The organism is Amycolatopsis sp. w19 (assembly GCF_051373225.1).
Lineage (GTDB): Bacteria > Actinomycetota > Actinomycetes > Mycobacteriales > Pseudonocardiaceae > Amycolatopsis > Amycolatopsis japonica.
Genome location: NZ_JBPQFM010000007.1, coordinates 129456 through 155108, shown reverse-complemented (window position 1 = coordinate 155108; position 25653 = coordinate 129456). Strand labels below are relative to the sequence as shown.

The 25653-nt window shown below is 68.0% G+C and carries 24 protein-coding genes; 12 read left to right on the top strand and 12 right to left on the bottom strand.

All coding sequences use genetic code 11. From position 1 onward, the window contains the following. Positions 1-105 precede the first annotated feature (105 nt). From ACSMFO_RS16935 to ACSMFO_RS16910, 6 genes are all read left to right on the top strand, one after another. Positions 106-372, top strand: coding sequence for a DUF3040 domain-containing protein (locus tag ACSMFO_RS16935; RefSeq protein ID WP_436459455.1), 267 nt, complete (start codon positions 106-108; stop codon positions 370-372). A gap of 61 nt (positions 373-433) precedes the next feature. Next, positions 434-859, top strand: coding sequence for a YciI family protein (locus tag ACSMFO_RS16930; protein WP_073843690.1), 426 nt, complete (start codon positions 434-436; stop codon positions 857-859). A 9-nt stretch (positions 860-868) separates the two neighbouring features. Further along, positions 869-1921, top strand: a complete 1053-nt coding sequence (locus ACSMFO_RS16925) for a DNA polymerase IV (RefSeq protein ID WP_436459453.1) — start codon at positions 869-871, stop codon at positions 1919-1921. Between the two features lie 244 nt (positions 1922-2165). Then, entirely contained in the window at positions 2166-3641 is a 1476-nt protein-coding gene (gene ahcY, locus ACSMFO_RS16920; protein WP_038512580.1) for an adenosylhomocysteinase, read from the top strand. A 255-nt stretch (positions 3642-3896) separates the two neighbouring features. Then, complete coding sequence (locus ACSMFO_RS16915; RefSeq protein WP_007034891.1) at positions 3897-4052, top strand: DUF6131 family protein; 156 nt, start codon at positions 3897-3899, stop codon at positions 4050-4052. 148 nt (positions 4053-4200) lie between these two features. Continuing rightward, positions 4201-4422 (top strand): DUF2795 domain-containing protein, encoded by a 222-nt coding sequence (locus tag ACSMFO_RS16910; protein ID WP_436459450.1) that lies wholly within the window; start codon positions 4201-4203, stop codon positions 4420-4422. A gap of 170 nt (positions 4423-4592) precedes the next feature. On the opposite strand, the gene ACSMFO_RS16905 is transcribed toward ACSMFO_RS16910, so the two are convergent. From ACSMFO_RS16905 to ACSMFO_RS16875, 7 genes are all read right to left on the bottom strand, one after another. Further along, the gene (locus tag ACSMFO_RS16905; RefSeq protein ID WP_016334727.1) at positions 4593-4805 is read right to left on the bottom strand and encodes a hypothetical protein; all 213 of its coding nucleotides are present in this window, start codon (positions 4803-4805) and stop codon (positions 4593-4595) included. Between the two features lie 133 nt (positions 4806-4938). After that, a complete protein-coding gene (locus ACSMFO_RS16900) occupies positions 4939-5793 on the bottom strand; it encodes a Ku protein (protein ID WP_436459449.1) in 855 nt (284 codons plus the stop codon). Between the two features lie 118 nt (positions 5794-5911). Beyond that, on the bottom strand, positions 5912-7138 hold the full coding sequence (locus ACSMFO_RS16895) for a styrene monooxygenase/indole monooxygenase family protein (protein WP_436459447.1): 1227 nt from the start codon (positions 7136-7138) through the stop codon (positions 5912-5914). 24 nt (positions 7139-7162) lie between these two features. After that, positions 7163-7780 carry a GTP-binding protein gene (locus tag ACSMFO_RS16890; RefSeq protein ID WP_037338873.1) on the bottom strand — a complete coding sequence of 206 codons (618 nt, stop codon included), beginning with the start codon at positions 7778-7780 and terminating at the stop codon, positions 7163-7165. Next, positions 7755-8138, bottom strand: a complete 384-nt coding sequence (locus ACSMFO_RS16885; RefSeq protein WP_192742060.1) for a DUF742 domain-containing protein — start codon at positions 8136-8138, stop codon at positions 7755-7757. The genes ACSMFO_RS16890 and ACSMFO_RS16885 overlap by 26 nt, the downstream gene beginning before the upstream one ends. Positions 8139-8157: 19 nt before the next feature. Next, entirely contained in the window at positions 8158-8592 is a 435-nt protein-coding gene (locus tag ACSMFO_RS16880) for a roadblock/LC7 domain-containing protein (protein ID WP_005159022.1), read from the bottom strand. After that, entirely contained in the window at positions 8589-9815 is a 1227-nt protein-coding gene (locus ACSMFO_RS16875) for a sensor histidine kinase (protein WP_038512576.1), read from the bottom strand. The genes ACSMFO_RS16880 and ACSMFO_RS16875 overlap by 4 nt, the downstream gene beginning before the upstream one ends. A gap of 338 nt (positions 9816-10153) precedes the next feature. Here ACSMFO_RS16875 and ACSMFO_RS16870 point away from each other — a divergent pair, with 338 nt between their 5' ends. The 4 genes from ACSMFO_RS16870 (at position 10154) to ACSMFO_RS16855 (ending at position 16073) form a co-directional block, all read left to right on the top strand. After that, positions 10154-10735 carry a TetR/AcrR family transcriptional regulator gene (locus ACSMFO_RS16870; protein ID WP_436459600.1) on the top strand — a complete coding sequence of 194 codons (582 nt, stop codon included), beginning with the start codon at positions 10154-10156 and terminating at the stop codon, positions 10733-10735. A 30-nt stretch (positions 10736-10765) separates the two neighbouring features. Continuing rightward, entirely contained in the window at positions 10766-12499 is a 1734-nt protein-coding gene (locus ACSMFO_RS16865) for an ABC transporter ATP-binding protein (RefSeq protein ID WP_436459445.1), read from the top strand. Then, complete coding sequence (locus tag ACSMFO_RS16860; RefSeq protein WP_436459444.1) at positions 12499-14508, top strand: ABC transporter ATP-binding protein; 2010 nt, start codon at positions 12499-12501, stop codon at positions 14506-14508. Before ACSMFO_RS16865 ends, ACSMFO_RS16860 begins: the two co-directional genes overlap by 1 nt. A gap of 128 nt (positions 14509-14636) precedes the next feature. Further along, positions 14637-16073, top strand: a complete 1437-nt coding sequence (locus ACSMFO_RS16855) for a DNA polymerase ligase N-terminal domain-containing protein (RefSeq protein ID WP_436459443.1) — start codon at positions 14637-14639, stop codon at positions 16071-16073. Here the strand turns inward: ACSMFO_RS16855 and ACSMFO_RS16850 are convergent. The 3 genes from ACSMFO_RS16850 to ACSMFO_RS16840 form a co-directional block, all read right to left on the bottom strand. Further along, on the bottom strand, positions 16070-16423 hold the full coding sequence (locus ACSMFO_RS16850; protein WP_350584647.1) for an STAS domain-containing protein: 354 nt from the start codon (positions 16421-16423) through the stop codon (positions 16070-16072). The genes ACSMFO_RS16855 and ACSMFO_RS16850 overlap by 4 nt on opposite strands. Positions 16424-16499: 76 nt before the next feature. Beyond that, on the bottom strand, positions 16500-18008 hold the full coding sequence (locus tag ACSMFO_RS16845; RefSeq protein WP_436459440.1) for a CHAD domain-containing protein: 1509 nt from the start codon (positions 18006-18008) through the stop codon (positions 16500-16502). A gap of 70 nt (positions 18009-18078) precedes the next feature. After that, on the bottom strand, positions 18079-18936 hold the full coding sequence (locus ACSMFO_RS16840; RefSeq protein WP_073843704.1) for a helix-turn-helix domain-containing protein: 858 nt from the start codon (positions 18934-18936) through the stop codon (positions 18079-18081). Between the two features lie 392 nt (positions 18937-19328). Here ACSMFO_RS16840 and ACSMFO_RS16835 point away from each other — a divergent pair, with 392 nt between their 5' ends. Beyond that, complete coding sequence (locus tag ACSMFO_RS16835) at positions 19329-20441, top strand: erythromycin esterase family protein (protein WP_436459438.1); 1113 nt, start codon at positions 19329-19331, stop codon at positions 20439-20441. A gap of 351 nt (positions 20442-20792) precedes the next feature. Here ACSMFO_RS16835 and ACSMFO_RS16830 read toward each other — a convergent pair whose 3' ends face one another. Beyond that, positions 20793-23759: a BTAD domain-containing putative transcriptional regulator gene (locus ACSMFO_RS16830; RefSeq protein WP_436459436.1), complete on the bottom strand. Its 2967-nt coding sequence runs from the start codon at positions 23757-23759 to the stop codon at positions 20793-20795. An 87-nt stretch (positions 23760-23846) separates the two neighbouring features. Beyond that, positions 23847-24557, bottom strand: coding sequence for a DJ-1/PfpI family protein (locus ACSMFO_RS16825; RefSeq protein ID WP_038512552.1), 711 nt, complete (start codon positions 24555-24557; stop codon positions 23847-23849). 99 nt (positions 24558-24656) lie between these two features. On the opposite strand from ACSMFO_RS16825, the gene ACSMFO_RS16820 reads away from it, so the two are divergent. Then, positions 24657-25634: a GlxA family transcriptional regulator gene (locus ACSMFO_RS16820; RefSeq protein ID WP_360090409.1), complete on the top strand. Its 978-nt coding sequence runs from the start codon at positions 24657-24659 to the stop codon at positions 25632-25634. Positions 25635-25653 lie beyond the last annotated feature (19 nt).

Here is a 25653-nt window from a genome sequence, read left to right as displayed (position 1 = left end):
CGTATAGGTCGTTATACGAACGAGAGTGAAATCCGATGCTTATCCAGCCTCGCTCCTGGGTATTCCGTCGTTGTCGACGGCCGGGGCGCGCCGAAGGAGAAACCGATGCTGAGCCATCATGATCGGCAAGAGCTGGAGAAGATCGAGCGCTGGTTCGAGCTCGCCGAACCGGCGCTGGCCGCCCGGCTCCGCGCAGGCAGGCCCGCCCGGCCCCCACTCCTCCGGCTCGCCGTCCTCCTGAGCCTCGACATCACCGCGGGCCTGTTGATGCTGCTCGGCTTGATGCTGAACAGCCCGGCCCTGCTGCTGACCGGGATGATCACCGTGACCACGGCGGTGATCATCCATCTGTCCCGGTTCGGGCTCGACTGATCATCTTCCTCGCCGCCGGTAGAGTCCGGGCGAAACGTCCGGTTCACTGGGAGGAAGACGCATGCGGTTCATGATCATCATCAAGGCGGACGAAGATTCCGAAGCCGGGAAGATGCCGCCGATGGAGGCCTTGACCGCCATGGCGAAGTTCAACCAGGAGATGCTCGACGCCGGGGTGCTGGTGGGCGGCGAGGGTCTGCAGGAGAGTTCGAAGGGCGCACGGGTCACGCTCAGCGCGGCCGGGGCCACCGTCACCGACGGTCCGTTCACCGAGGCCAAGGAACTCGTCGGCGGCTTCTGGATCGTCGATGTCCCGTCGCGCGCCGAAGCGATCGAGTGGGCGAAGCGCTGCCCCACTCCCCCGACCGGCGACACCGTGCTCGAGGTCCGCAAGATCCTCGAAGCCGAGGATTTCGGTGAGAACTTCACACCCGAACTGCAGGAGAACGAGCAGCGGATGCGCGACGAGATCGCGGAACGGGCCTAAGGTCGGCTCATGGCCGGCCGGGAGTGGGTGCTTCACGTCGACCTCGACCAGTTCATCGCCGCGGTCGAGGTCTCCCGGCGGCCTGAGCTGCGCGGCAAGCCCGTGGTCGTCGGCGGCACGGGCGATCCGTCCGAACGGGCCGTGGTGGCGACGGCGTCATACGAGGCGCGAGAGTTCGGCATCCGGTCCGGGATGCCGTTGCGAACCGCCGCGAAACGCTGCCCCGACGCGATCTTTCTCGCCACAGACGCGCCCGCGTACCAGGAGGTCTCCGATCGGGTGATGGCGACACTGCGGGAATTCCCGGTGGTCGTCGAAGTGCTCGGCTGGGACGAAGCGTTCCTCGGCGTCACCACCGCCGATCCCGAAGCGCTCGCCGCCGACATCCGCCGGGAAGTGGCCCACGAGACCGGGCTCTCCTGCTCGGTCGGCATCGGGGACAACAAGCTGCGCGCCAAACTCGCCACCGGCTTCGCCAAACCGGCGGGGATCTTCCGTCTCGTCCAGGACAACTGGTGGGAGGTCATGGCCGAAGAGCCGACGGACGCGCTCTGGGGCATCGGCAGCAAGACCACGAAGAAGCTCGCCGAGGCCGGCTATCACACCGTGCTGGAACTGGCGGGCGCCGATCCGGCGGACCTCGCGGCCCGGTTCGGCCCGAAGCTCGGCCCGTGGTACCGGATCCTCGCCGGCGGGCTCGGCGACGCCGAGGTCACCGCGACGCCCTATGTCGCACGGTCCCGTAGCCGCGAGACGACTTTTCAGCAGAACATCACCGATCCCGAAGTGATGTCCGCGGAGATCGCCGCGCTGGCGAAACGGGTCTCAGAAGACGTCGCCGAGGAAGGCAGGCCCGCCGCCAGGGTCGCGGTCAAGGTCCGGTTCGCGCCGTTTCAGACCCATACGCACAGCATGACCCTGCCCGCGCGGACCTCGGATCCCGCCGAGATCGAGAAGGCGGCGCTGGCCGTCCTCCGCATGTTCGACCTCGGCAGGCCGGTCCGGCTGCTGGGCGTGCGCGCCGAATTCCTCTCGGCTGCGGAGCGATCCGCGTCGCCTTGACAGCGCTCGCGGCGCTTTGCCATTCTGGTTCCGGGTCGAGAGGCGCTGCGACGGAATTCTTCCGCCACGCTCGGCCCGCCGCGACAGACGTAAGGGCGCCTCCCACTGTGGAGGTGCCTTTCTTGCGTCAGAACCCCTTTCCGGCCTTCGAGGCCGTGCGCTGAACCCCCGTACTGACACCGTTCTTCCCGCCACCGGCGAGAAGAACCGCTCCGCCCTGCCTTCCTCGATGAATGGAGAACCAGTGAGCCCCACCCTGTCCAAGGTCAACGGGATCGAATTCGCCGTCGCCGACCTTTCCCTCGCCGAGGCCGGCCGCAAGCAGCTGCGCCTCGCCGAGGTCGAGATGCCCGGTTTGATGGCGCTGCGCCGCGAATACGCCGACTCGCAGCCGCTGAAGGGCGCCCGGGTCGCCGGTTCGCTGCACATGACCGTCCAGACCGCCGTGCTGATCGAGACGCTCGTCGCACTGGGCGCCGAGGTGCGCTGGGTGTCCTGCAACATCTTCTCCACGCAGGACGAGGCCGCCGCGGCCGTCGTCGTCGGCCCGGAAGGTACCGTCGAGAACCCCTCGGGCTCCTCGGTGTTCGCGTGGAAGGGCGAGACGCTCGCCGAATACTGGTGGTGCACCGACCAGCTCTTCGACTTCGGTGACGGCCGCGTCCCGAACATGGTCCTGGACGACGGCGGCGACGCGACCCTGCTGATCCACAAGGGCGTCGAGTTCGAGGCGGCGGGCGCCGTCCCGCAGGCGACCGAGGAGGACGGCGAAGAGTATGGCCTCGTCCTGGAGACCCTGCGCGAGAGCCTCGGCCGCGACACCGGCCGGTTCACCCGTATCGCCAAGGAGGTCCGCGGGGTCACCGAGGAGACCACCAACGGCGTCAAGCGGCTCTACAAGCTCGCCAAGGAAGGCGAACTCCTCTTCCCGGCGATGAACGTGAACGACTCGGTGACGAAGTCGAAGTTCGACAACAAGTACGGCATCCGCCACTCACTCATCGACGGTCTCAACCGCGGCACCGACGTGATGATCGCGGGCAAGGTCGCGGTCGTCTGCGGCTACGGCGACGTCGGCAAGGGCGCGGTGGAGTCACTGCGCGGCCAGGGCGCGCGCGTGGTCGTGACCGAAATCGACCCGATCTGCGCGCTGCAAGCGGCGATGGAGGGCCTCGACGTCGTGGAACTCGACGACGTCGTCGAGCGCGGCGACATCTTCATCACCACCACCGGCAACTTCGACATCATCATGGCCGACCAGATGGCCAAGATGAAGCACAACGCGATCGTCGCGAACGTCGGCCACTTCGACAACGAGATCGACATGGCGGGCCTCGCGAAGATCCCGGGCATCCAGAAGATCGAGGTCAAGCCACAGGTGCACGAGTGGGTCTTCCCCGCGACGGCGGACCGCGAGGCGCACTCGATCATCGTGCTCTCCGAGGGCAGGCTGATGAACCTCGGGAACGCGACCGGCCACCCGAGCTTCGTGATGTCGAACTCCTTCACCAACCAGACGATCGCGCAGATCGAGCTGTTCACGAAGCCCGGCGAGTACGCCACCGACGTCCACGTGCTGCCGAAGCACCTCGACGAGAAGGTGGCCCGCCTGCACCTGGACGCGCTGGGTGTCCGGCTGACCAAGCTGACCAAGCGCCAGGCCGAGTACATCGGCGTGGACGTCGAGGGTCCGTACAAGCTGGACCACTACCGGTACTGAGCGCTTCACGCCTCCGCCGCCCTTGCTCGTTGAAGTACATGAAGGCCCCCTTCCTTGCGTCTAGCGCAATGAAGGGGGCCTTCACGTACTCGGGAAGGCGCGCAGGCGCATGGGGACGCTTGAAGCCGTTAGGCCGAATGCGTGAAAACTTCGGCCGGATGGACCTGTTTCTCGCGATTTCGGGGCGGGAATCCCTTGCGTAGCCACACCCCGGCAGCACTCGGGCCGGGCGACTACGAAGGAGAAGGTGTTCCCGTGATCATTCTCGGCGTCATCCTGATTGTCGTCGGTGTCATCGCCAGCATTCCCGTCCTGTACTCGATCGGGATCGCGCTGGCGGTCATCGGCATCATCCTGGCCGTTCTCGGGAACACCGGGAAGGCCATCGGCGGTCGCGCCCACTGGTACTGAGCACCGGACCGAAACCGGTACCGAGCCCCCGGTGCCGGCACTGAAACAGCCCGGGCACCCGGCGTTCCCCTCACGCCGGGTGCCCGGGCTGTTTCCGTCCTCCGTCCGCCGGGTATCCGCACCGGACAAGGAGAAGGAGGGAGAGCCGATGGCAGGAACAGACCCGCGCCCGTACTTGACGGAGGCGCGTTATCCGTGCGGACGCGACGAACTCCTGCGGGCCGCCGCCGCGGCCGGCGCGGGCGACGAAGTGCTCGGCCCGCTGGGTGCCCTTCCCGCGCGTGACTACGCGGACGGAGACGGGGTCTGGGACGCGGCGTGCGCCTGCGACGGCGCTTCGATCCACGACACCGCGAAGGAAGCACCGTGACATGAACTCGTGACATGAAGGGGTCCCCCGGCTCCGAGGGGGAGGGAGAGCCGGAGGACCCCGTCATAGTTAACACATTCCCGGCCGCGATGTACACGAACGCCTACACCTTCGAGTGGCAATCGGTCTCGATCACCCGAATCGGGCCGGATTGGTGTATTGGCCGCCGGTCAAGAAGCCCGCAGCAGCACCTGGGCCGAAACCTCCGCGCACGAGCAGCCACCGTCGACGTCGAAGCAGTCGATCGTCAGCGTGTGCCGCGCGAAGTCGAAGTCGACGCAGCCGTCTTCGCTGCATTCGGTGAAGCCACCGTCGAGGTGGACCACCAGGGTGCCGTGGCAGTGGTCGAGTCCGACGGCGCAGAACGCGCACTCCATGCTCATACCGCCTCCCGCGCTCAGGAAAGTTCTCCTCGATTGCCTTACTACCACCGAGGGACGACAGATCCTGGCATACGCGCGGCGTGTCGCGGCACCCGGCGGGGTGACACCGGGCACAACAGTCCACAAAGGATGGTCAGGCGCTCTTCGGGGTTCGCTTGCCGGACGCGGGCTTCTTCGCCGCGGTGGCCTTCTTGGCCGTCGACGGCTTCCGGCTCTTCTTCGCCTCGCTCACGCTGGCCTGCAAGGCCTCCATGAGGTCGACGACGTCGGCCTTCGCGCCGACGGCCTTCGGCTTGGTCGTCTCGTTCCCCGCGGCCTTGGCCTCGATCATGGTCTCCAGCGCCTCACGGTAGGAGTCCGTGTACTTGTCCTGCTCGAACACCGGCTCCGACAGCGAGTCGATCAACGAGCCCGCCATCGTCAGTTCCTGCGGGCGCACCTGCGGCGGATCGTCGTGCAGGAAACCGAAATCCGGGACGCGGACCTCGTCGGGCCACAACATCGTCGTCATCGTCAGGACGTCGCTGTGCACCCGCAGGATCGCGAGCGTCTCCCGCTGCCGGATGGCGACCTTCGCGACCGCCACGTGGCTCGCCTTCTGCAGCGCGTCACGCAGGACCACGTACGGTTTGACGGCGTTCTTCTGCGGTTCGAGGTAATAGGTCTTGTCGAACTGGATCGGGTCGATGGACTCCAGCGGCACGAACTCGAGCACGTCGATCGCCCGCGACGACGCCAGCGGCAGTTCGGACATGTCCTCGTCGGTGAGCACGACCATCTCGCCGTCGGGCAGTTCGTACCCCTTGGCGATCTCCGCGTAGGGCACTTCCTCGCCGTCGATCGTGCAGAACCGCTTGTACTGGATACGGCCGCCGTCGGCCTCGTGCACCTGGCGCAACGAGACGTTCTTGTTCTCGGTGGCCGCGTAGAGCTGGATCGGGATGCTCACCAGCCCGAAGGACACCGAGCCCTTCCACATCGAACGCATCGAGCCGCACCTCCGCTGCCGTCACCGACCGTACTCACGCACGGTGACAACGGTAGCCCGAAACGGCGCACCGCGACAGTCCCGCACACTCGGACGCGGGACTGTCGCACTACCGGAATCAGGCCTCGGCCAGGTACTTCTCCGCCTTCGCGGGATCGAGGAACCAGTGCTGGAAGTCGGTCGGATCGGAGAACCCGTTCGCGAACCGCTTCGCCACGGCGGGGTTCTCCCCCGCCGTGCCGATGATCTGGAGCACGTGCGGGGGCGGCGGCTGCAGCATCGCGTTGGTCCAGGTCGTGACGTGCTGGGCGTACTCCCAGTACTTCTCGAACGACGCGGTCATCCACTCCTCGTCGAACGGCTTGTCCCCGCGTTCGAGGATCGAGTCCAGATAGGACGCCGCGCAGTGGCTCGCGTTGTTGGAGCCCTGGCCGGTGATCGGGTCGTTGGCCACGACGACGTCGGCCATGCCGAGCACCGCGGTCCCCGAGCCCAGCTTGCCGACCGCGTTCCGCACGACCGGGGTGTACCCGCCGGCCAGCGTCGCCTTGTCGTCGGTCAGCACGGCGTTCCGCGAGCGCTCGTACTCCCATGGGAGGAACTGCTTCATCAGCGACAGGATCCGGTCGAGATGCTGCTGGGGCGTCGGCCTGTCGTCCCAGCAGTCGAGCGGGCCGCCGGGAATCCCTTCGAAGAACAGGATGTCGCAGTTCCCGCTCAGCGTGTAGGCGGGGATCATGAACAGTTCACCCACGCCGGGGATGATGTTGAACCGCACCGCCGCCTTGTCCGGGTGCTCCGGCCGGCGCTCCAGGCCGTGCACATACGCCAGCGAAAGCGCGCGCTGGGGTTCGGTGTAGGGCGAACGCTCCGGGATCCGGTCGAACAGCTGGACCAGTTCGCCCTTGCCGGCCGCGATGACCACCAGGTCGTACAGCTTCGCCAGCGGAGCCAGATCCGAGGTGGTGACACCATGGATGACGACCTTGCCGCCGCGGTCCTCCACCAGTTCCAGCCAGGCCGCCATCTTCACCCGCTGGTCGACAGACTGCGCGTAGTGCTCCAGCGGCCCGAACCAGTCCAGCACCCGGCTGGAATCGGGGCCGGCGATGGAAACGCCGAGTCCCTCGACCTTGACGGTCTCGTCCTCCCACAGGTTCAGCTTGTGGTCCCGCTCGTGCTGCAAAGCCGAATGGAACATGCACTGGGTCGACATCACCTTGCCGGAGCGGATCTCGTCCGGCGTCCGCGCCGACATCACCGTGACGTCATAGTCGTGGGACAGCAGGCTCAAGGCCAGCTGCAACCCCGACTGCCCGGCACCGACGATCAGAACCTTGCGCATCCTCTGCGTTCCTCCCAGAACCGTTCAGCCAAGTGAGGCGAATTCCCGCCCTGGCCCGGAGACCACGGCGAGGGACAACGTGTGCGACACCAGTTCCTGCAGCGTCGCGACCGCCGACTTCGGGTCGCGGGCGTCGCAGGTGACCAGCGGGATGTCCGGGGAGAGCGCCAGCGCGTCGCGGACCTCTTCGAGGTCGTGCACCGGCATCCCCTCGAACTGGTTGACCGCGACGATGAACGGCAGCTCCGAGTCGTTCTCGAAGTAGTTGATCGCGGCGAACGACTGGTCGATCCGGCTGGTGTCGACCAGGACGACGGCACCGAGCGCGCCGCGCGACAGGTCGTCCCAGAGGAACCAGAACCGGGCCTGGCCGGGTGTGCCGAACAGGTACAGGAGCAGGTCTTCACGCAGGGTGATCCGGCCGAAGTCCATCGCGACCGTGGTGGTGGATTTGGTTCCGGGCGGCACCAGCTCGTCGACCCCGGCCCCGGCCTCGGTCATCCAGGCTTCGTTGCTCAGCGGCGGGACCTCGGAGACGGAGCCGACGAACGTCGTCTTGCCCACGCCGAATCCACCGGCGACCACGATCTTGGCGGAGATCGCCAGCAGATCGGCGTCAGACCGGGAGGCGCTTGAGTCCATCGAGGATCCTCTCGAGCACGTTCGTATCGTGGTTGTAGGCGTGGGCCGTCGGGTGCACGAAGACGGCGCCCTGGGTGGCGAGGTCGCCGACGAGCACCCGGACCACGCCCAGTGGCAGATCCAGTCCCACCGAAAGCTCGGCGATCGACGAACGTTCGCGGGCGCGCTCGTACAGCGAGCGCGATTCGGGCATCAGCGCCTCGGCCAGCGACGGGTCGTAACGCGGGACCGAGATCAGGGTCTCCACCAGCAGCAGCTGGCTGCTCTTGGTCCGGCCGCCGGTCAGCGCGTACGGCCGGATTCTGCGGCTGCGCATCTTGACGGGCCGGTCCGGAGATTGGTCGCTGGACACGGTCATCCCTTCCTTCTCCGGATTCTCAGGCCTGCGGCCGTCGGGCGGTCAGGACCTGCCGGAGCCCCGCTCGCACCTCGGGGGTGAGGGCGTGACCGGCGTTGGTGATGAACTGGGTCATCTCGTAGGCGACGACCTTCATGTCGCAGTCCGGTTCGGTGAGCACCGCGAGCCCCGCTTCGGCACCGATCCCCATGAACAGGAAGTACCCGCGGGTCAGCCGGATGATGATCTGCTCGCAGTTGCCCTTGCCGAACAGCGCGGCGCTGTTGCCCGCGAGGCTGAGCAGGCCGCTCGCGATCGCGGCGAGCTGCTCGGCGTCGTCACTGGACACCGATTCCGACGCGGTCAAAGGGAAACCGTCGACGGACATGATCAGCGCGTGACTGGCGCCGTGCACCTTGCGCACGAAGTCGTCGAGCAGCCACGTGAAATCCGTGGTCGCGTCCTGGGCGGTCACTGGGTGTTTCCTCCGGTCTCACGCTCGTGCCGGTCGTCGAGAGCGGCACGCTCGCCGTCGGTGAAGGCATCGAGGTCGGCCAGCAGCGCCTCGTGCCCGTCCGCCGCGTCGGCGGGCGGGGTGGTCGGCGGGGCCGGTTCGTCGGGCAAAGTCCTGATACTGCGGGAAACCCGGCGCGGAAGACCGCTGGCCGTGGTGCCGCCGTCGGCGGGCGGCTGGAAGGCCGAGCGCGGACGCGGGCTGGGCTTCCGTTCGGGTTCCGGCTCCACCGAGGGAGCCGGGCGGCGCCTCGGCAGCCCGGACGGCGTCGCGACCGGCCCGCCCACGGGCGCGCCGTTGGTGATCCTGGCCTGCGGCAGCACGACGGTCTGCGAACCGGACCACTGCTTCTCGGCCAGTTCCGAGACCACCGGGACCGGCAGCAGCACGGTGGCGACCGTGCCGTGCGGGGTGCGGCGGTCGAGTTTGACGGTGATCTCGTGGCGGTCGGCGAGCCTGCCGACGACCGCGAGTCCCATGTGCCGAACGGAATCGTCGTCGAGCACCGGGCCGGCCGCGAGCCGCTCGTTCAGCACCGCGAGCCGGTCCGGCGGCATGCCGATGCCCTCGTCCTCGATCCGGATCAGCACGCTCCCCTGTTCGGTGAGATGCGCGCTGACGCTGACCGGAGAACTCGGCGACGACTGGTTCGCCGCGTTGTCGAACAGTTCCGCGAGGATCCGGCTGACGTCCTCGGCGGCGAAGCCGACGACACCGAGCGAAACGACGCGGCCGATCGTGATCCGCGAGTAGTGGTCGATCGACGACATCGCCGCCCGCATCACGTCGAGCACGGAAGAGATCCCGGCGGTCGTGTCGTCGGCGTCCCGGCCGGCGAGCACGCGCAGGTTCTCCGCGTTGCGCCGCAACCGGGTGGCCAGGTGGTCGAGCCGGTAGAGCTCGGCGAGGCGGTCGGAGTTCTCCTCCCCCGCCTCCATCGTCTCCAGCTGCGCGAGCAGCTGGTCGAGCAGATTGAGGTCGCGCAGCGCGACATTGGAGCAGACACCGGCGAGCGCGCCGGCGTCCGGCGCTTCCACGGCCGGCCGCTGCTCCACTTCCGGTTCGACCGGTGGAGCCGACGGAGCGTGCCGGGGCGGTGCGGCGAGGAACTGCGCCGCGGCGACCCTGGAACGGTCCAGAAGAACCCGTGAGCGGTCAAGCAAGCCTCGAGCCCGCGTCACCATGTGCTTCCACTTCTTTCTCTTCGCATACCCGGACCGTGTCGCACTCCCCAGCACAACGACGGCCATGCAAGCAGAAGTCACTATCCGTGTCCACAGTCGGTTTCCGTTCAACCGCTGGCAGTGACCTGGTCACGAACGCGTTACGGCTGGTGAGCGCGGCGCGCTAGGCCATTCGGCTGCATCTTGCGTGTTGCACGCCACGGGTGATGTCCGGAAAGTGCGGACTGCGCATAAATTTGCGCGCCCCGCAACTTTTGCCTACTCTTGACGCCGTGACCTCTCACCCGACCGCCCCTTTGGGGCTGCGAGAACGCAAGAAGCGCGCGGCCCGTCGCGCCATGGGCGAGGCAGCGCTCAGGCTCGCGATGGAGAAGGGTGTCGAGCAGGTCCGCGTCGAAGACATCGCCAACGCCGTGGGCGTCTCGCCTCGCACGTTCAACAACTACTTCTCCAGCAAGGAGGAGGCGATCTGCTCGTTCATCGTCGAGCGGCAGGAACTCCTGCGCGAGGCGCTGCGCGAGCGGCCTTCCGAAGAGACGCTGTGGGAGGCGGTCGGAACCGCGACGCTGGAAGCCTATGGCAGCTTGGGCGAACCGAATCGCGACGCGGTCGAGCTGGCCAGGTCGCTGCTCCTGCACCCGTCGATGCAGGGCGAATTCCTCAAGGCGCACGCCAAGGTCGAACAGGTGCTGGCCGACGCCATCCTGGAACGGGCGGGCGCGGGAGCGGAAAACGCGTTGAACGCGCGGCTCATGGCGGCGATCGTGGAGTCCGCGGTGAAGACCGCGTTCTTCAGCTGGTTGATCAACGAGGGCACCGGGCGGTTCCTGGAGACGCTCGAGGTCCTCCTGCACGAGGCCGCCGCGGGCGTCCCGTCCCTCACCGGACCCGAACCGGCGAAGAAACCGAACAAGCAGTAACACCCTACCCACCACTGGGGAGAAACCGTTGTGCTGACGAAGTTGTTGCGCATTCACCTGCGCCCGTACCGGCGAGACCTGTGGCTGATCGTGCTGCTGCAGTTCGTCCAGACCCTCGCCGGGCTCTACCTCCCCACCTTGAACGCCGACATCATCGACTCCGGCGTCGTCAAGGGCGACATCGACTACATCCTCGGTGTCGGCGGCGTCATGCTGCTGGTGTCGCTGGTGCAGATCGCTTGTTCGATCGGCGCCGTGTACTACGGCGCCCGCACCGCGATGGCGGTCGGCCGGGACGTCCGCGGCGCGATCTTCCACCGGGTCCAGGACTTCTCCGCCCGCGAGGTCGGCCAGTTCGGGACGCCGTCCCTGATCACCCGCACGACCAACGACGTCCAGCAGGTGCAGATGCTGACGTTGATGGCGTTCACCCTGATGGTGTCGGCGCCCATCATGTGCTTCGGCGGCATCATCATGGCGCTGAACCAGGACGTCACGCTCTCGTGGCTGCTGGTGCTCGCGGTGCCGATCCTCGGTGTCTCGGTCGGGATCATCATCGCCAAGATGCGGCCGGCGTTCCGGCTGATGCAGGAGCGCATCGACAAGATCAACCAGATCCTGCGCGAGCAGATCATGGGTATCCGCGTGATCCGCGCGTTCGTCAAGGACACCCACGAGCGGCGGCGGTTCACGAAGGCCAACACCGAACTGCTGGATGTCTCGCTGGTCGTCGGCAGGCTGATGGCGCTGATGTTCCCCATCGTGATGCTCGTGATGAACGCGTCCAGTGTCGCCGTGCTGTGGTTCGGCGGGCTGCGCATCGACGACGGCAGCATGCAGATCGGCGCGCTCACCGCGTTCCTGTCGTACCTGATGCAGATCCTGATGGCGGTCATGATGGCCACCTTCATGTTCATGATGGTGCCCCGTGCCGAGGTCAGCGCCGAGCGCATCACCGAGGTGCTGGACACGCACACCAGCGTCGTCCTCCCGGAGAACCCGGTGAGCCCCGGCGAGGTGCACGGAAGGCTCGAACTGTCCGATGTGGAATTCCGTTACCCCGGCGCGGAGAAGGCGGTGCTGCAGGAGATCTCACTGCTGGCCCTGCCCGGTGAGACCACCGCGATCATCGGCAGCACGGGCAGCGGGAAGACCACGCTGCTCAATCTGATCCCCCGGCTGATGGACGCCACCGACGGCTCGGTGCGCGTCGACGGCGTCGACGTCCGTGAACTGGACGCGACCGTGCTTTCCGACGCCGTCGGGCTGGTGCCGCAGAAGCCGTACCTGTTCGCCGGGACGGTCGCGAGCAACCTGCGCTACGGCAAGGCGGACGCCACCGACGAGGAACTCTGGCACGCGTTGGAAGTGGCGCAGGGCAAGGACTTCGTCGAACGGATGCCCGAGGGGCTCGACTCCCCCATCGCACAGGGCGGGACCAACGTCTCGGGTGGGCAGCGGCAGCGGCTCGCGATCGCCAGGATGCTGGTGCGGCGCCCCGAGATCTATCTCTTCGACGACTCGTTCTCCGCGCTCGACTACGCGACCGACGCCGCGCTACGGCGGGCGCTCGTGGCCGAGACCGCCGAGGCGACCGTGGTCATCGTCGCGCAGCGGGTCAGCACGATCCGCCACGCGGACCGCATCGTCGTGCTCGACGAAGGCCGCGTCGTCGGCACCGGCACGCACACCGAACTCATGGACGGCAACGAAACCTACCGGGAGATCGTGCTGTCCCAGCTGACCGAGCAGGAGGCCGCCTGATGAGCGCGCCCGAATCCACGACGAAGGCCAAACCCCTGGGCGAGCGCGCGAGCGCGGCACGGGGACCCGGCCCCGGCGGAGGCGGTCTCGGCCGCGGCCCCGCCGCCTTCATGGGCGGGCAGTCCGCCGAGAAGGCCTTGGACTTCAAGGGATCCTTGAAACGGCTGCTGCGGCTGCTCCAACCGCAGCGCGCCATGTTGTACGGCATCCTGGTGTTCGGGATCGCCAGTGTCGCGCTGAGCGTCATCGGGCCGAAGATCCTCGGTATGGCGACGGACCTCATCTTCGCGGGCGTCGTCGCGAAGGACATGCCCGCGGGACTGAGCAAAGAGCAGGTGATCGCCGGTCTGCGGGCGAAAGGCGACAACACCCTCGCCGATCTCTTCTCGGGGATCGACTTCGTCCCGGGCCAGCGCATCGACCTCGACGCCGTCGGCCAGGTCCTGCTGTGGGTGCTGCTGCTCTACATCGTGGCGTCGTTCTTCTCGCTGCTGCAAGCGAGGTTGACCACGAATCTGGTCCAGCGGGCGGTGTTCGATCTGCGGGAACGGATCGAGGAGAAGTTCGCCAGGCTCCCGCTGAGCTACTTCGACCGCCAGCCGCGTGGCGAGGTACTGAGCCGGGCGACCAACGACATCGACAACCTCGCGATGTCACTGCAACAGACCCTCGGGCAGATCGTGTCGTCGCTGCTGATGGTCGTCGGCGTGCTCGCGATGATGTTCGTCATCTCACCGGTGCTGGCGCTGGTCGCGCTGCTTTCGGTGCCGGCGTCGGTGTTCGTCGCCGCCAAGATCGGCAAGAAGGCGCAGCCGCAGTTCATCAAGCAGTGGTCCACCACCGGACGGCTCAACGCGCATATCGAGGAGATGTACACCGGGCACTCGCTGGTCAAGGTGTTCGGCCGCCGCCAGGAGGCCGAGGAGGTCTTCCGCGAGCACAACGACACGCTCTACGGCGCGAGCTTCAAGGCGCAGTTCATCTCGGGCACCATCCAGCCCGCGATGATGTTCATCGGCAACCTGAGCTACGTGCTGGTGGCCGTGATCGGCGCGCTGCGGGTGGCGTCCGGGACGCTGTCGCTCGGTGATGTCCAGGCGTTCATCCAGTATTCACGGCAGTTCAGCCAGCCGGTCACCCAGATCGCCAGCATGGCGAACCTGCTGCAGTCCGGTATCGCGTCCGCGGAGCGGGTCTTCGCACTGCTCGACGCGGACGAGCAGGAGCCGGAACCCGCCGAACCCGCGCGGGTCGAGCAGGTTCGGGGTCAGGTCGAGTTCGAGCATGTGTCGTTCCGGTACGCCGAGGACACGCCGCTCATCGAGGACCTGTCGCTCACCGTCGAACCGGGGCACACCGTCGCCATCGTCGGCCCGACCGGCGCGGGGAAGACCACGCTGGTCAACCTGCTCATGCGGTTCTACGAACTCGACGGCGGCAGGATCACCCTCGACGGCGTCGACATCGCCGGGATGGACCGCGAAGACCTGCGCGCCAAGACGGGCATGGTGCTGCAGGACGCGTGGCTGTTCGGCGGCACGATCGCGGAGAACATCGCCTACGGTTCCGCGGGCGCCACACAGGACGAGATCGTGGCGGCGGCCAAGGCGACCCACGTCGACCGGTTCGTCCGCACCCTTCCGGACGGCTACGACACGGTGATCGACGACGAGGGCGGCACGGTCAGCGCCGGCGAGAAACAGCTGATCACCGTCGCACGGGCGTTCCTGGCGAAGCCCGCGATCCTCATCCTCGACGAGGCCACCAGTTCGGTCGACACGCGGACCGAGGTGCTGATCCAGCGGGCGATGAATTCGCTGCGCGAGGGACGGACGAGTTTCGTCATCGCGCACCGGCTCTCCACCATCCGCGACGCGGACGTCATCCTGGTGATGGAGAACGGGTCGATCGTCGAACAGGGCGACCACGAAACGCTGCTGCTCACCGGCGGTGCGTACTCCCGGCTCTACGCCGCCCAGTTCGCGGAGGCACTGGCCGAGACCGACTGAACCGCATCGGCGCCGAAGGTCCCTTTTCCTCCTTTTACCGTGGGAAAAGGGACCTTCGGCGCACGGAAGGACGGTGAACGGCGCTAGGCTTGCGTGACCCGATCCGGAAAGGGGTGCGCCGGCCGACCATGGCGGAGAAACTCGGCGAATACCGCCGTAAGCGCAGACCTGGGCGAACTCCCGAACCCCTGCCGGATCGCGACGGGAAGTCCGGGGCCGACGATCTCTTCGTCATCCAGGAACATCACGCGAGCAGCCTGCACTGGGACGTCCGCCTCGAACGGGACGGAGTCCTCGTCTCCTGGGCGGTGCCGAAGGGCCTGCCGATGGCGCCGGACCAAGAGCGCCTGGCCGTGCACACCGAAGACCACCCGATGGAATACCTCACCTTCGAAGGCGAGATCCCCGCGGGCGAATACGGCGGCGGCACCATGACCATCTGGGACACCGGCCGGTACGAAACGCTGCACTTCAACGACCACAAGGTCGAAGTCGTCTTCCACGGCGCACGGGCACGCGGGAAATACCTGTTCCTCAACGTGAAGAAGGACGGGCGCGACAACGGCTGGCTGCTCAAACGGCTCGACCCCGCCGACCCCGGCCGGAAGGAACTCCCTTCCTTCCTCGCCCCGATGCTCACCAAACCGGGCCGTCTCCCGTCGACCGGCGAAGACCCGGAATGGGCTTACGAATTCGACTGGTCCGGGCGCCGGACCCTGATCCGCGTGTCCGGGGGCCGGATCACGGCCTACGACGATTCGGGCGACGACGTCACCGGGCTGTATCCCGAGTTCCGTGGCCTCGGCGAACAACTCGGGGCCACGGAAGTCTTTCTCGACGGGGAAATCGTCGTCTTCGACGGCGGGAAGCCGAGCGCGGAAGGGCTCGGGCACCGCGCGCGGGCGACCAAGAGCTCCGCCAAACGGCTCACCTCTCGATATCCGGCGTTCTACCTGGTGAACGATCTCCTGCATCTGGACGGCCGCTCGTGCGTCGGGACGCCCTATGTCGAACGGCGGGAACTGCTCGACGAACTAGGGCTCGCCGGACCGCACTGGCAGGTCCCCCGGTACTACCTCGGTGACGGTGGCGCGGTCGCGAGGGCAGCCCGCGAGCACGGACTCGCCGGCGTCGTCGCCAAACGTGCCGACTCCGCGTACCACCCGGGAAAGCGCACCGGGGAATGGCTTTCCATCACGGGAACCCTGGTGCAACAAGTGGTACTCGGCGGCTGGCGGCCGGGTGGCGGCAGCCGGGCGGGCACGTTCAGCTCGCTGTTGCTCGGCGTGCCACACGAAGACGGCTTGCGGTACATCGGAAACTGCGGTGTCGGCTTCGCGGGTGACGAGCTGGAGGCACTCTCCAAGCAGCTGTTCCGCTTGGAGCGCAAGACATCCCCGTTTCACTCCGTTCCGGACAAACAGGCTCGGGACGCGCGCTGGTCGCGGCCGACCATCGTCGGCGAGGTCGTCTTCGGCGGCTGGACCGACGCGGGCTGCCTGCGCAATCCGCGGTGGCGTGGCCTGCTGCCGGACGTCGCCGCCGACGAGGTCGAGCTCGACTAGATTCGCACGTCCTCGACGTCCCATCGGACGTCGAGGTCCGCTCCGACCCCGCTGACGTCGAGAATCCGTGACACCAAAGCGGTCTTCACGATCACCGAGAACCGGGGCGACGCCGCGTTGGCCTCTTCGAGTGCCTGCAACCCGGCACAGCTGAGGAAACCGACTCCGGAGAGATCGAGGATCACGTGCCTCCCCTTGACGCAGGCGCCGCTGAGCTCCGTGCGAAAGCGTCCGACCGTCGCCGCGTCGATCTCCCCCACCGCGGTGAGGATGAGGACGCCGTCCTTGCGGCGGCAAGTGGTCACGGCCAGGGGCGGCTGTTCGCCGGGTACGCGCTGGCCAGGCAACATTGGGGGCGCCTCTCTCCAGACCACCAAGTTCCCTCGAACGGTACTCGGCGACGGCGGCAGGTCAACCCGGGCTACCTCATTTGAGCCATTTCGGACGAGAACCTTTACCCGCCTTTTGCCATTCCCCGGCGAAGCGCCGTTGCGCGGCGTCGGCTTCGACGACCGAACGACCGTGCAGGAGCCCGTAGGTGAAAGCGTTTTCGTTCTCGGCGTAGGCGCGGAGGCCGAGGAGGCGCAGTACCTCCCGGCTGACCACGATGTCGTGATGCTCGCCGAGCGTGCCCTGCACCGCCTTGACGTTCTTTCGCCATTTTCGAAGCTTCTTGCCGGTCACCGGCCGGACCGCGTCCGCCGCGTAGCGGGCTCGCTTGGCCTTCTTGCGCGCCTCGTGCAAGGCGGCGTCCTGCTCCGCGCCGGGCTTGAGCTCGCTCGCCGCGGCCACGGCCTTGGTCAGCTTCCGGCCCGACCGTGCGACAGCCTTGCGTAGTTCTTTCTTGCCATCCTTGATCTTTCGCGGTTTGCCGACGATCTTTTCCAGCGCTCGCAACAGCTTCGTGTACCGCTTGCTGTCGAGGGCCCGGATGGCGCGCGCCTTGGCCTCTTCGGCCTCGCGCGCGAAGTGGCGCGTCATCAGCTGCTCGACGTTCCCCAGCACCAGCTCGGCCGGGAGCGCCTTGACCTCGCCGTGCAGGCGCTCGGCCATGACCTCGCTGTCTCTCGCCGGCCCGAGTTCGCCGCCGAGCCAGCGGAGTTCCTCGGCGAGGTCGGCCGCGACGTCGGCGTCCAGCGAGCGACGGAAGGTCTTCAAGGCGCTCCGCAGCCGCCTGGCCGCGACGCGCATCTGGTGTACCGCGTCCTCGACGTCCCGGCGGACCCCGATGTCGTTGCGTCGCAGCGCGTCCAGCTGCTCGGCGAGGTAGTCCGCCAGTACCGAGCCCGAAGCTCCCCTGGCCGGAGGCACGAGCTCGTCGGTCAGCCGCCGGAGCTTCGACGGCCACCTCGACCGCTCGGCGCCTCCCTCCACAACCGCTTGCTCCAGGCTTTGGAGCAGTTCGGGGTCGGCGCCGGGCGAGAGTTCGATCTCGATCTCCCGCCAGCGGTCGAGGTGCGCCCTGTCTCCGCCCGCCTCGCCGGTGACGACGTCGTCGGTCAGCGTCGCGAGTTCGCGCCCGTCGGCGTCGAGCAAGGCGTACGAAGTGCGCTCGGTGCGCAGGTGCGCGGCCTGGACGAGTTTGGCGCCGAGCGTATGCGCCCGGACCAGTTTCGCCAGCGCGCCGGGCACCTTGTCCGGCTTCCCCGCCAGCGGGAGGCGGAGTTCCTCTCGCCTGTCCTCGCCGACCGGGAGTTTGAGATGCCAGCCCTCGTCGCTTCCGCCGAGCCTCCGCCGCAGCGTGATGCCCGCCTGCGCGAGCCGGAAGTCGGCGGTGTCGAAGTACGTGGCGTCGAGGACGTCGACCCTCGGATCGGCCTGGTTCGTCACCGGACCGGCCGGGACCAGCGGCGGGATGGGCCTGTCGGCCGCCAGGTCGTACTTCCGCTCGATCTCCGCCTCGGCGACCGGGGCACCACCCTGCGTCTTCGTCACCACGAACTCCTTCTCCTCGGCTACCCGGAAGGATTACCCCCTGCGGAGGCGGCGGGAAACCCCGGACGGGTCATTCCTCCATCCGGTCGTACCGGTCCGCCCATTCGGCGAGCATTTGCCGTGATCTCTCCTCGGTCAGGGTATCGCTTTCCAACCTCGCGACGAGCGAATAATAGGCCTCGACCGCCACCCTGTCGTCGATGAACACCCCGGCCGCATAGGAATCCGTGTACACCACCGCCGGATGTTCGGTGAATTCCATGATGGTGAAGGAATTCTCGAGCACCCTGCCCACTTCGTCGCTTTCGGGGACGATGCGAATGGAGCAATAGGGCAGATTCGCCGACAGGACGAGGTGGAGCAGTTGTTCGTGCATGATCCGGGGACCGCCGACGACCGACCGCAAGGCGCGCTCGTGCACGAAGAACCGGCAGCGCGGCGGACGATCCCGCCGCAGCAACCGCTGCCGCTCCAGCCGGGCGTTGACGACCTGGTCCAGCTGGGCCTGGTCGCGGTTGCCGATCAGTTCGAAGGCGGTGCGGGCGTACGGTTCGGTCTGCAGCAGCCCGGGGAGCGTCAACGACTCGTAGCGCACCAGCGTATGCGCGAGGTTCTCTTGTATCTCCAGGGATTTCATCGGGTCGACGAGCTCGTCGAAGTACGGCCGGACCCAGTACAGGTCGCCGCCGGGCTGGGTCAGTTCCAGCAGCAGATCGCGTTCGGGCTCCGCCTCGCCGCAGGTCGCGAGATACAGCGCCGCGTCCACCACGGACAGCTCGCGCAGCCCTTGTTCCCACCTCGTGACCTTGCTCTGCAACCAGCCGTTACGGCGGCTGACGTCGGCTCCGCTGAAGTGCCTGCGCTGCCGGAACGCCTTCATGCGGTGACCCAGTTCCCGGGTCCGCGCCGTCGAATCCTTCTCAACCATGCGGGACAAAGTAGGGCCGAACTCCGGCCGCGCGGTGATTGCCACGCGGCAATTCACCTCAAGTGCTGATCAGTTGCACTCCCGCACGTATCTTAAACGCTGCTTCGCGCGCGAAGTGCCTTCGCACGCGAAGGGTCCTTTAAAGCTTTATAGCGGAAGAAGGAAATGGGATCCAGCTATTCGTCCGTGAATTTCTTGCGGTGTCGCAGCCTTTGGTGCGGGTCCGTGAAGGCCTCCTTGCCTACCCTGAAAGTAGCGAAGGAGGCCTTCACGTACTCGGGAGGGACGAGTCAAGATCACCACCTGACGTTCGGTTTGAAGCTTTCGCGCGAAATCCGCAGGCCAACCCGAGCCAAGTTTCAACCGGAACATCAACGATATGCTTGAATCTCATGAGTCAAGACATCCGAGACTTCGTCACCCCCTCCTGCGACCTGCTGGCCCTGGGCGAACCGACGCACGCGACCCCGGTCTTCGCGGAGATCCGCAACGAACTGTTCGCCCAGCTGGTCGAGCGCGGCTTCCGCTCGATCGCCCTCGAAACCGATCGCGTGGCCGCCCTCGTCGCGAACGACTACGTCCAAGACGGCACCGGAACCCTCGACCTCGCGATGAGCGAAGGCTTCTCACACGCCTTCGGTGGCTTTGAAGCGAACAGGCGACTGATCGCGTGGATGCGCGAGTACAACGAAAACCGGCCCTCCGAGGAGCGCCTTTCGTTCCACGGCTTCGACACCCAGACCGAGAACACGTCCGCGCCCAGCCCACGGCGCTACCTCGAGTACGCCCGCGACTTCCTCGGGCTCGACGTGGACATCGCCGGTCCGGCGGGCGACGACGAACGGTGGAGCCGCGAGGAAGCCGTCTTGGACGCGGCTTCCTCGCCCGGCGCCACGGCCGATGCCTACCGCCTCCGCGCGATCGCGGCCGATCTGCTCGCCGCGCTTCGCTCCCGAAAGCCGGAATCGGACGCGTGGTCACGGGCGGAGATCCATCTCATGGCGGGGATCGATCTGCTGCGTTACCACCGGCAATGCGCCGAGCCTCTCGAACCGCAGGAGCGCTACGCGCCCCTCGTCGCGGCCAGGGACTCTTTCATGGCGCGAAACCTGCTGGACATCCGCGCCGCCGAAGCGGGTCGCGGCCGGACGCTGGTCTTCGCCCACAACCTCCATCTGCGGCGACAGGCGAGCACGATGCGGGTCGCCGACACCCAGACCAGCTGGTTCCCCGCCGGCGCGCTGGTGGCGCCGCTGCTCGGCGATCGCTACACGTTCGTCGCGACCAGCCTCGGCGGAAGCGAGGACATCGCGCTCGCGGAGCCGGAGCCTGACACCTACGAGGGGTTCCTGCAGAAGCACGTCACCACGGCGTGGGGGCTGCTCCCCGCGTCCGATGTCCCGTCCGCGAGTGTCCGGACGGATCCCACCCCGCGACAGGGTTACTTCCCGCTCGACCAAGAGATGCTGAGCGACGCGGACGCGATCCTGCACGTCCGCGGCTAGGCAGTGTCTCTCGAGGCGCGCTTTCGGAGTCCCGCAGCCGGGCCGCGGCATCAGCCGGCCACTCACTCAGCCGTGTCAGCGGCCCGCCTTCGCGACTCCGAGGCCTCCGGCCGAAAAGAAACGCGCGCGCGTGTCCTCACTTGATCAGCCGACTCCGGATTGAGACACACCCCAGCTCTGCGAACCGGGTGACGCCTCCTGCCCTCTGAAGGCGTCACCCGGCCACGAGCACGCGCCGCCACCCCCAGTTCCGCGAATTCGGGGCGGCGCGAAGTCCGCTCACATGAGCAGCAGTCAACACACCGTCGCCATAACTTCGCCAAACAACGCGGCCGTAGACCCTCCGCCGGGCTATGCCGGCGTCACCCCGAAGCGGATCTTCGTCAAGGCTTCACGAGCCCGATCCCGCTGGCGTCCGCTCTCGTCCACGACGGAAAGACCCTGGAGCGCACGCAGTTCCCACACCGGGAATCCCAGTTCCCGGAACAGCCCCGCCGCGGTCCGGAGCCCTTCGGCGGCTTCGGTCGCGATGCCTTCGTCGGCCCGTAGACGTCCGAAGCTGAGCAGGGCGTATCCGCCGCCTCGGCGGTCTCCGAGCTCACGGAAGGTACTCATCGCCAGGCTCAGGTGCTCGGCGGCACGGCCGTGTTCACCCGCCAGGCGCAAGGACTCGCCGAAGCTGCGATGCGTGTAGGCGGCGGCGTGCCGATGCCCGACGTCCTCGAACAGTTCCAGTGACCGCGAAAGGCATCGTTCGCTCTCCCCCGCGTCGCCGGTTTTGGCGTGAAGGTCACCGAGGCTCCGGAGGACGTGCGCCTCCCAGTGGCGTTCACGCGAGCTCCGCGTGCCGATCAGGGCGCTCGTCAGCAGCGCGCCGGCCTCGTCCACGCGGCCGTTCCGTCGCAGGACGTCGGCATACCGCTTGGCGGACCTGTCGTGCTGCTGCCCGTCTTCGCAATGGAGCGAAAGCAGCAGGCTCGCGTCGAAGCATTCCTTCGCCCGGCGGAAGTCGCCGAGGTCGTCCCACAGCGAGCCGAACTGCGCCGACGCCATCGCCTGGCCGGCGAGGTCACCGCAGTCCCGCAACAGGTCCAGCGCCTCCCGCAGCGCGTGGACCGCCGCACCGGCCCGGCCGGAGTCCGCGTCGACGTCGGCGAGCGCGACGAGCGCGGACCCGGTGCCCGGCTGATCACCCACGGAGCGGAATCTGTTCTCCGCCAACGAGAAACAGGTCCTCGCCCGGGCCAGATCCCCCGCGTCGGCGTGGGCGTGCCCGAGCTTCAGCAGCTTCTCGGCCTCCGCGGGGACATCGAGACGATCACGCACGATGCCGAATCCGAGCCAGGCGGAGGAACCGCCTTTCCGGGGGCCGACGAGATCGCTGTAGGCGTCGGCCAGCCGCATGGCCAGCCCGGTCCAGCCATGGTTCTTCGCGGTACGGACGGCGAGCGCGAGGTTCGCGGTTTCCGCGACCCGCCAGCCGTTCGGGTCGGCCGCGACGCGGTCCGAAACAGCGACCGGGACGTCATCGCGCCTTGAGGGCGGGTACTCCGCGCCGAGCGCGGCGGAAGCGTGTTCGGCCAACGCCGCCATCACCGTCAGCCCGCGTTTGAGAGCTCCGGGATCCGGCGGTTCGCGGAGTGCGAGCCGGGTCAGCCCCGGCAGCCGGTACCGGAGGAAACCCGCCTGATCCGGTTCGGCGTGGAGCAGGTGGTCGTCCACGAGTTCGTCGAGCAGTTCCGCCGCCTCGCGCGACGGACGGCCCAGCATGGCCGTCGCGAACCAGTCGGCGATCTCGGTCGCACCGGGAAAACCGAGCAGCCGCAGGGAATTCCGTTGTCGCGCCGGCAGCTCGGCGAGGGATTCGGCGAGCACCGGGCGGACGGCCAGGTCACCGGCGGCGAGTTCGTCGAGGCGCAGCCGCTCGTTCTCCAGGCGGGTCGCGAACTCGGCGACACTCAGCCGAGGCCGCTGCAGCAGCTTCGTCCCCGCTGCCCGCACCGCCAGCGGAAGACCGTCGCAGCAGGCCAGCACCCGGCGGACGGCGTCGGGTTCGGTGGACCACCGGGCTTCTCCGGCGATCTCGCCGAGCAGCATCCGCGCGTCCTCGTAGGACATCGCCCCGACCTCGACCGGCCTGGCGCCGACGAGACCGGCCAGCCGCCGCCGTGTCGTGATGATCGTCGCGCAGCCGGGACCACTCGGCAGCAACGGCCGCACTTCGGCTTCGGACCGGGCGTTCTCGAGGATCACCAGCAGCCGCCGGTCGGCGGAATGGCTCTGCCACAACGAGAGCAGCCCGGCCCGGTCCGCGGGGAGTTCCGCCTCCGCAAGCCCGAGCGCGCGAAGGAACCCGGCGAGGACATCACCGGGTTCACGCAGGTCGGCGACGAGCTGGCCGTCCGGGAACCGCTTGCGCACGCGCCACGCGGCTTGGACGGCCAGCGCGCTCTTCCCCGCTCCCGCCGCCCCGTGCAGCACGATCGGCGCGGGAGACCGCACCGCGCGTGCGACTTCCGCCAGCTCTGCCGCCCTGCCGGTGAAATCCGGCGTCGCGGCGGGCAGACGGCATGGTGCGCCGCCCGCCGACCAGCCGGTTCCGGAAATCCGGCGGCGGACCGCGAGCAGGTCGTCCCCCGGTGAGACTCCGGCGTGTTCCCACAGTGCCTGGCGGCAGCGGTCGAGGACGGCGAGCGCCGCGTCGCGCCGCCCGAGACCGTGCAACGCCTCGGCCAGCCACCCGGCGAGACGCTCGTCGCCGGGCCGGGCGGCCAGCTCCGGTCCGAGCCGGTCCGCGACCGACTTGTGGTCACCGGCGGCCAGTTCCAGTTCCACGAGCCTGCCCAACACCGAACAACGCCGGTCTTCGAGCCACAACCGGTGCGCCTCCACCAGCGGACCGACCGGCACGTCGGCGAAGGCCCGGCCACGCCACAACCCCAGCGCCCGTTCGAGCAACGCCTTGCGTTCGTCACCGGTCGCGCTCGCGGCGGCGGCCGTCAGCTCCGAGAAACCGGCGACGTCCAGCTCGCCGTCCGCCACCGTCAGCCGGTAGCCGCTCCGGCCGGACCGCAGCCGCTGCCGCTCGTCGTCCACCGGTAGGCCGGGTGACAACGCCTTGCGCAGCTTGGAAACCGCCATCTGCACGACCGCCGCCGCACTCGACGGCGGTCCCTGCGGCCAGAGTTCGTCCACGAGGGTGTCCCGGTGGACGAACTCGTTCGGCCGGGTCAGGAGCACCGCGAGCACCCGACGGGGCTGAGCCGCCGACGGCAGCGGGACCGAGGCCGCGAGCGGGCCGAGCACCTTGAACTCCACGAACCACCTATCACCTGGACGGATGACCCGAATGTAACCCGGTGCTGTCCCCGAGACGTCGATTTCTCACCCGGATGGCCGTCCCCCTTACTTCCCGGTGTGCGCGAGGAGCCTGTCCCGCAACGCGGGTTCGTCCGCGAGCGCCTCGTTCAACGTGTGCTCCAGCAAGGGCTTGAGGTCCCCGTACGGACGCTTCGACCAGTCCAGCGGGCCCTGCGGCGGCTCCGGGTCGTACTCGATGACGAACTGGATCGTCCTGGCGATCTCGGCGCCGACGAGCCGCTCGACCAAGTGCAGCGCGAGGTCGATCCCCGCCGACACCCCGGCGGCGGTGATCACGTTCCCGTCCTCGACCCAGCGCTCCGCGACCGGTTCCGCGCCGAACGCGCCCAGCAGTTCACGGAACATCCAGTGCGTCGCGGCTTTGCGGCCCTTCAACAGTCCGGCCTGCCCCAGCAGCAGCGATCCCGTGCACACCGACGTCACGAGCTCGGCGTTCGCCGCCGCGCCGCGCAGGTAACCGACCAGCTTCTCGTCGGCGAGCGCCTTCAGCGTCGGTGCGGCGCCACCGGGCACGAGCAGCGCGTACGGCGACGGAACCTCGTCGTAGGTGTGGGTCGCCACGAGCTTCAGGGGGTTGTCGGTGATGACCGGGTCCTTCGTCTCGCCGACCACGACCGTCCGGTATTCCTGCGCCGTGCTCGCCATCCCCTCCAGCACGGTCAGCGGCCCGACCATGTCGAGCGGGGTCATCCCCGGATACACCACGAACGCGATCGTCTTCTTGTCGTCTGTCATGGGGACAACGGTGTCGGAGCGGCGGGCCCGCGGTGGCCCGGATGTCCGGATTCCTGCGAACAACGTCCGACGGCCGGGCACTGCTGGTAGCGTTCGATCATGCCGGGTTCACCCAGACGAGTGTTGATCGTCGGCTACAGCAACGCCGAGTTGCTCGACATCGCCGGTCCGTCGGATGTCCTGGACGCCGCGACCAAACTCGGCGGCAAGCCGGGATACGAGATCATGCTCGCCAGCGTCGACGGACGGGGCATCCGCTGCGAGTCCGGGCTGACCCTGCAGGCACAGCATCGGCTCGACCAGATCACCGGCGGGCTGGACACGCTGATCGTCGCGGGCGGTACCGGTCACGAAGCCGCCGCCGCGGACGCGCGGTTCGTCACCCACGTCCGCAGGCTCGCGCAGCAGAGCCGTCGTGTCGCCTCGGTGTGCACCGGCGCCACCGTGCTCGCCGCGTGCGGACTGCTCAACGGCCGCCGCGCCACCACCCACTGGCGGTTCGCGAACCGGCTCGCGACGAACTATCCGCAGGTGAACGTCGACCCGGTGCCGCTGTACGTGCGCGACGGCAACGTCTACACGGCGGCGGGGGTCACCAGCGGGATCGACCTCACCCTCGCGTTCGTCGAAGAGGACCACGGCCCGAGTGTCGCCAGGGAGGTCGCCCGCATGCTCGTCACCTACCTGCAGCGGCCGGGCAACCAGGCGCAGGTGAGCATGTTCCTGTCCGGTCCGCCGCCGGAGAACCGGCTGGTCCGCGACATCACCGCGTACGTCGCCGAACACCTCGCCGGCGATCTCGGCACCGCCGCCCTCGCCGAACGGGCCGGGATCAGCCCCCGGCAGCTGACCAGGTTGTTCGACGCGCACCTGAGCACCACACCCAGCAGGTACGTGCGGGCCGCGAGAACCGAGAACGCGGCGAAACTGTTGTGCGGTACCGAACTTCCGCTGTCCTCGATCGCGAGGCGATGCGGTTTCGGCTCGACCGAGACGCTTCGCCAAGCCTTCCTCGACCACTTCGACACCCCGCCTTCGGCCTATCGCCGTGTCCACCTTCGGCAGGCATTCGGATAGGCCGTGTGCGGCACGCGCC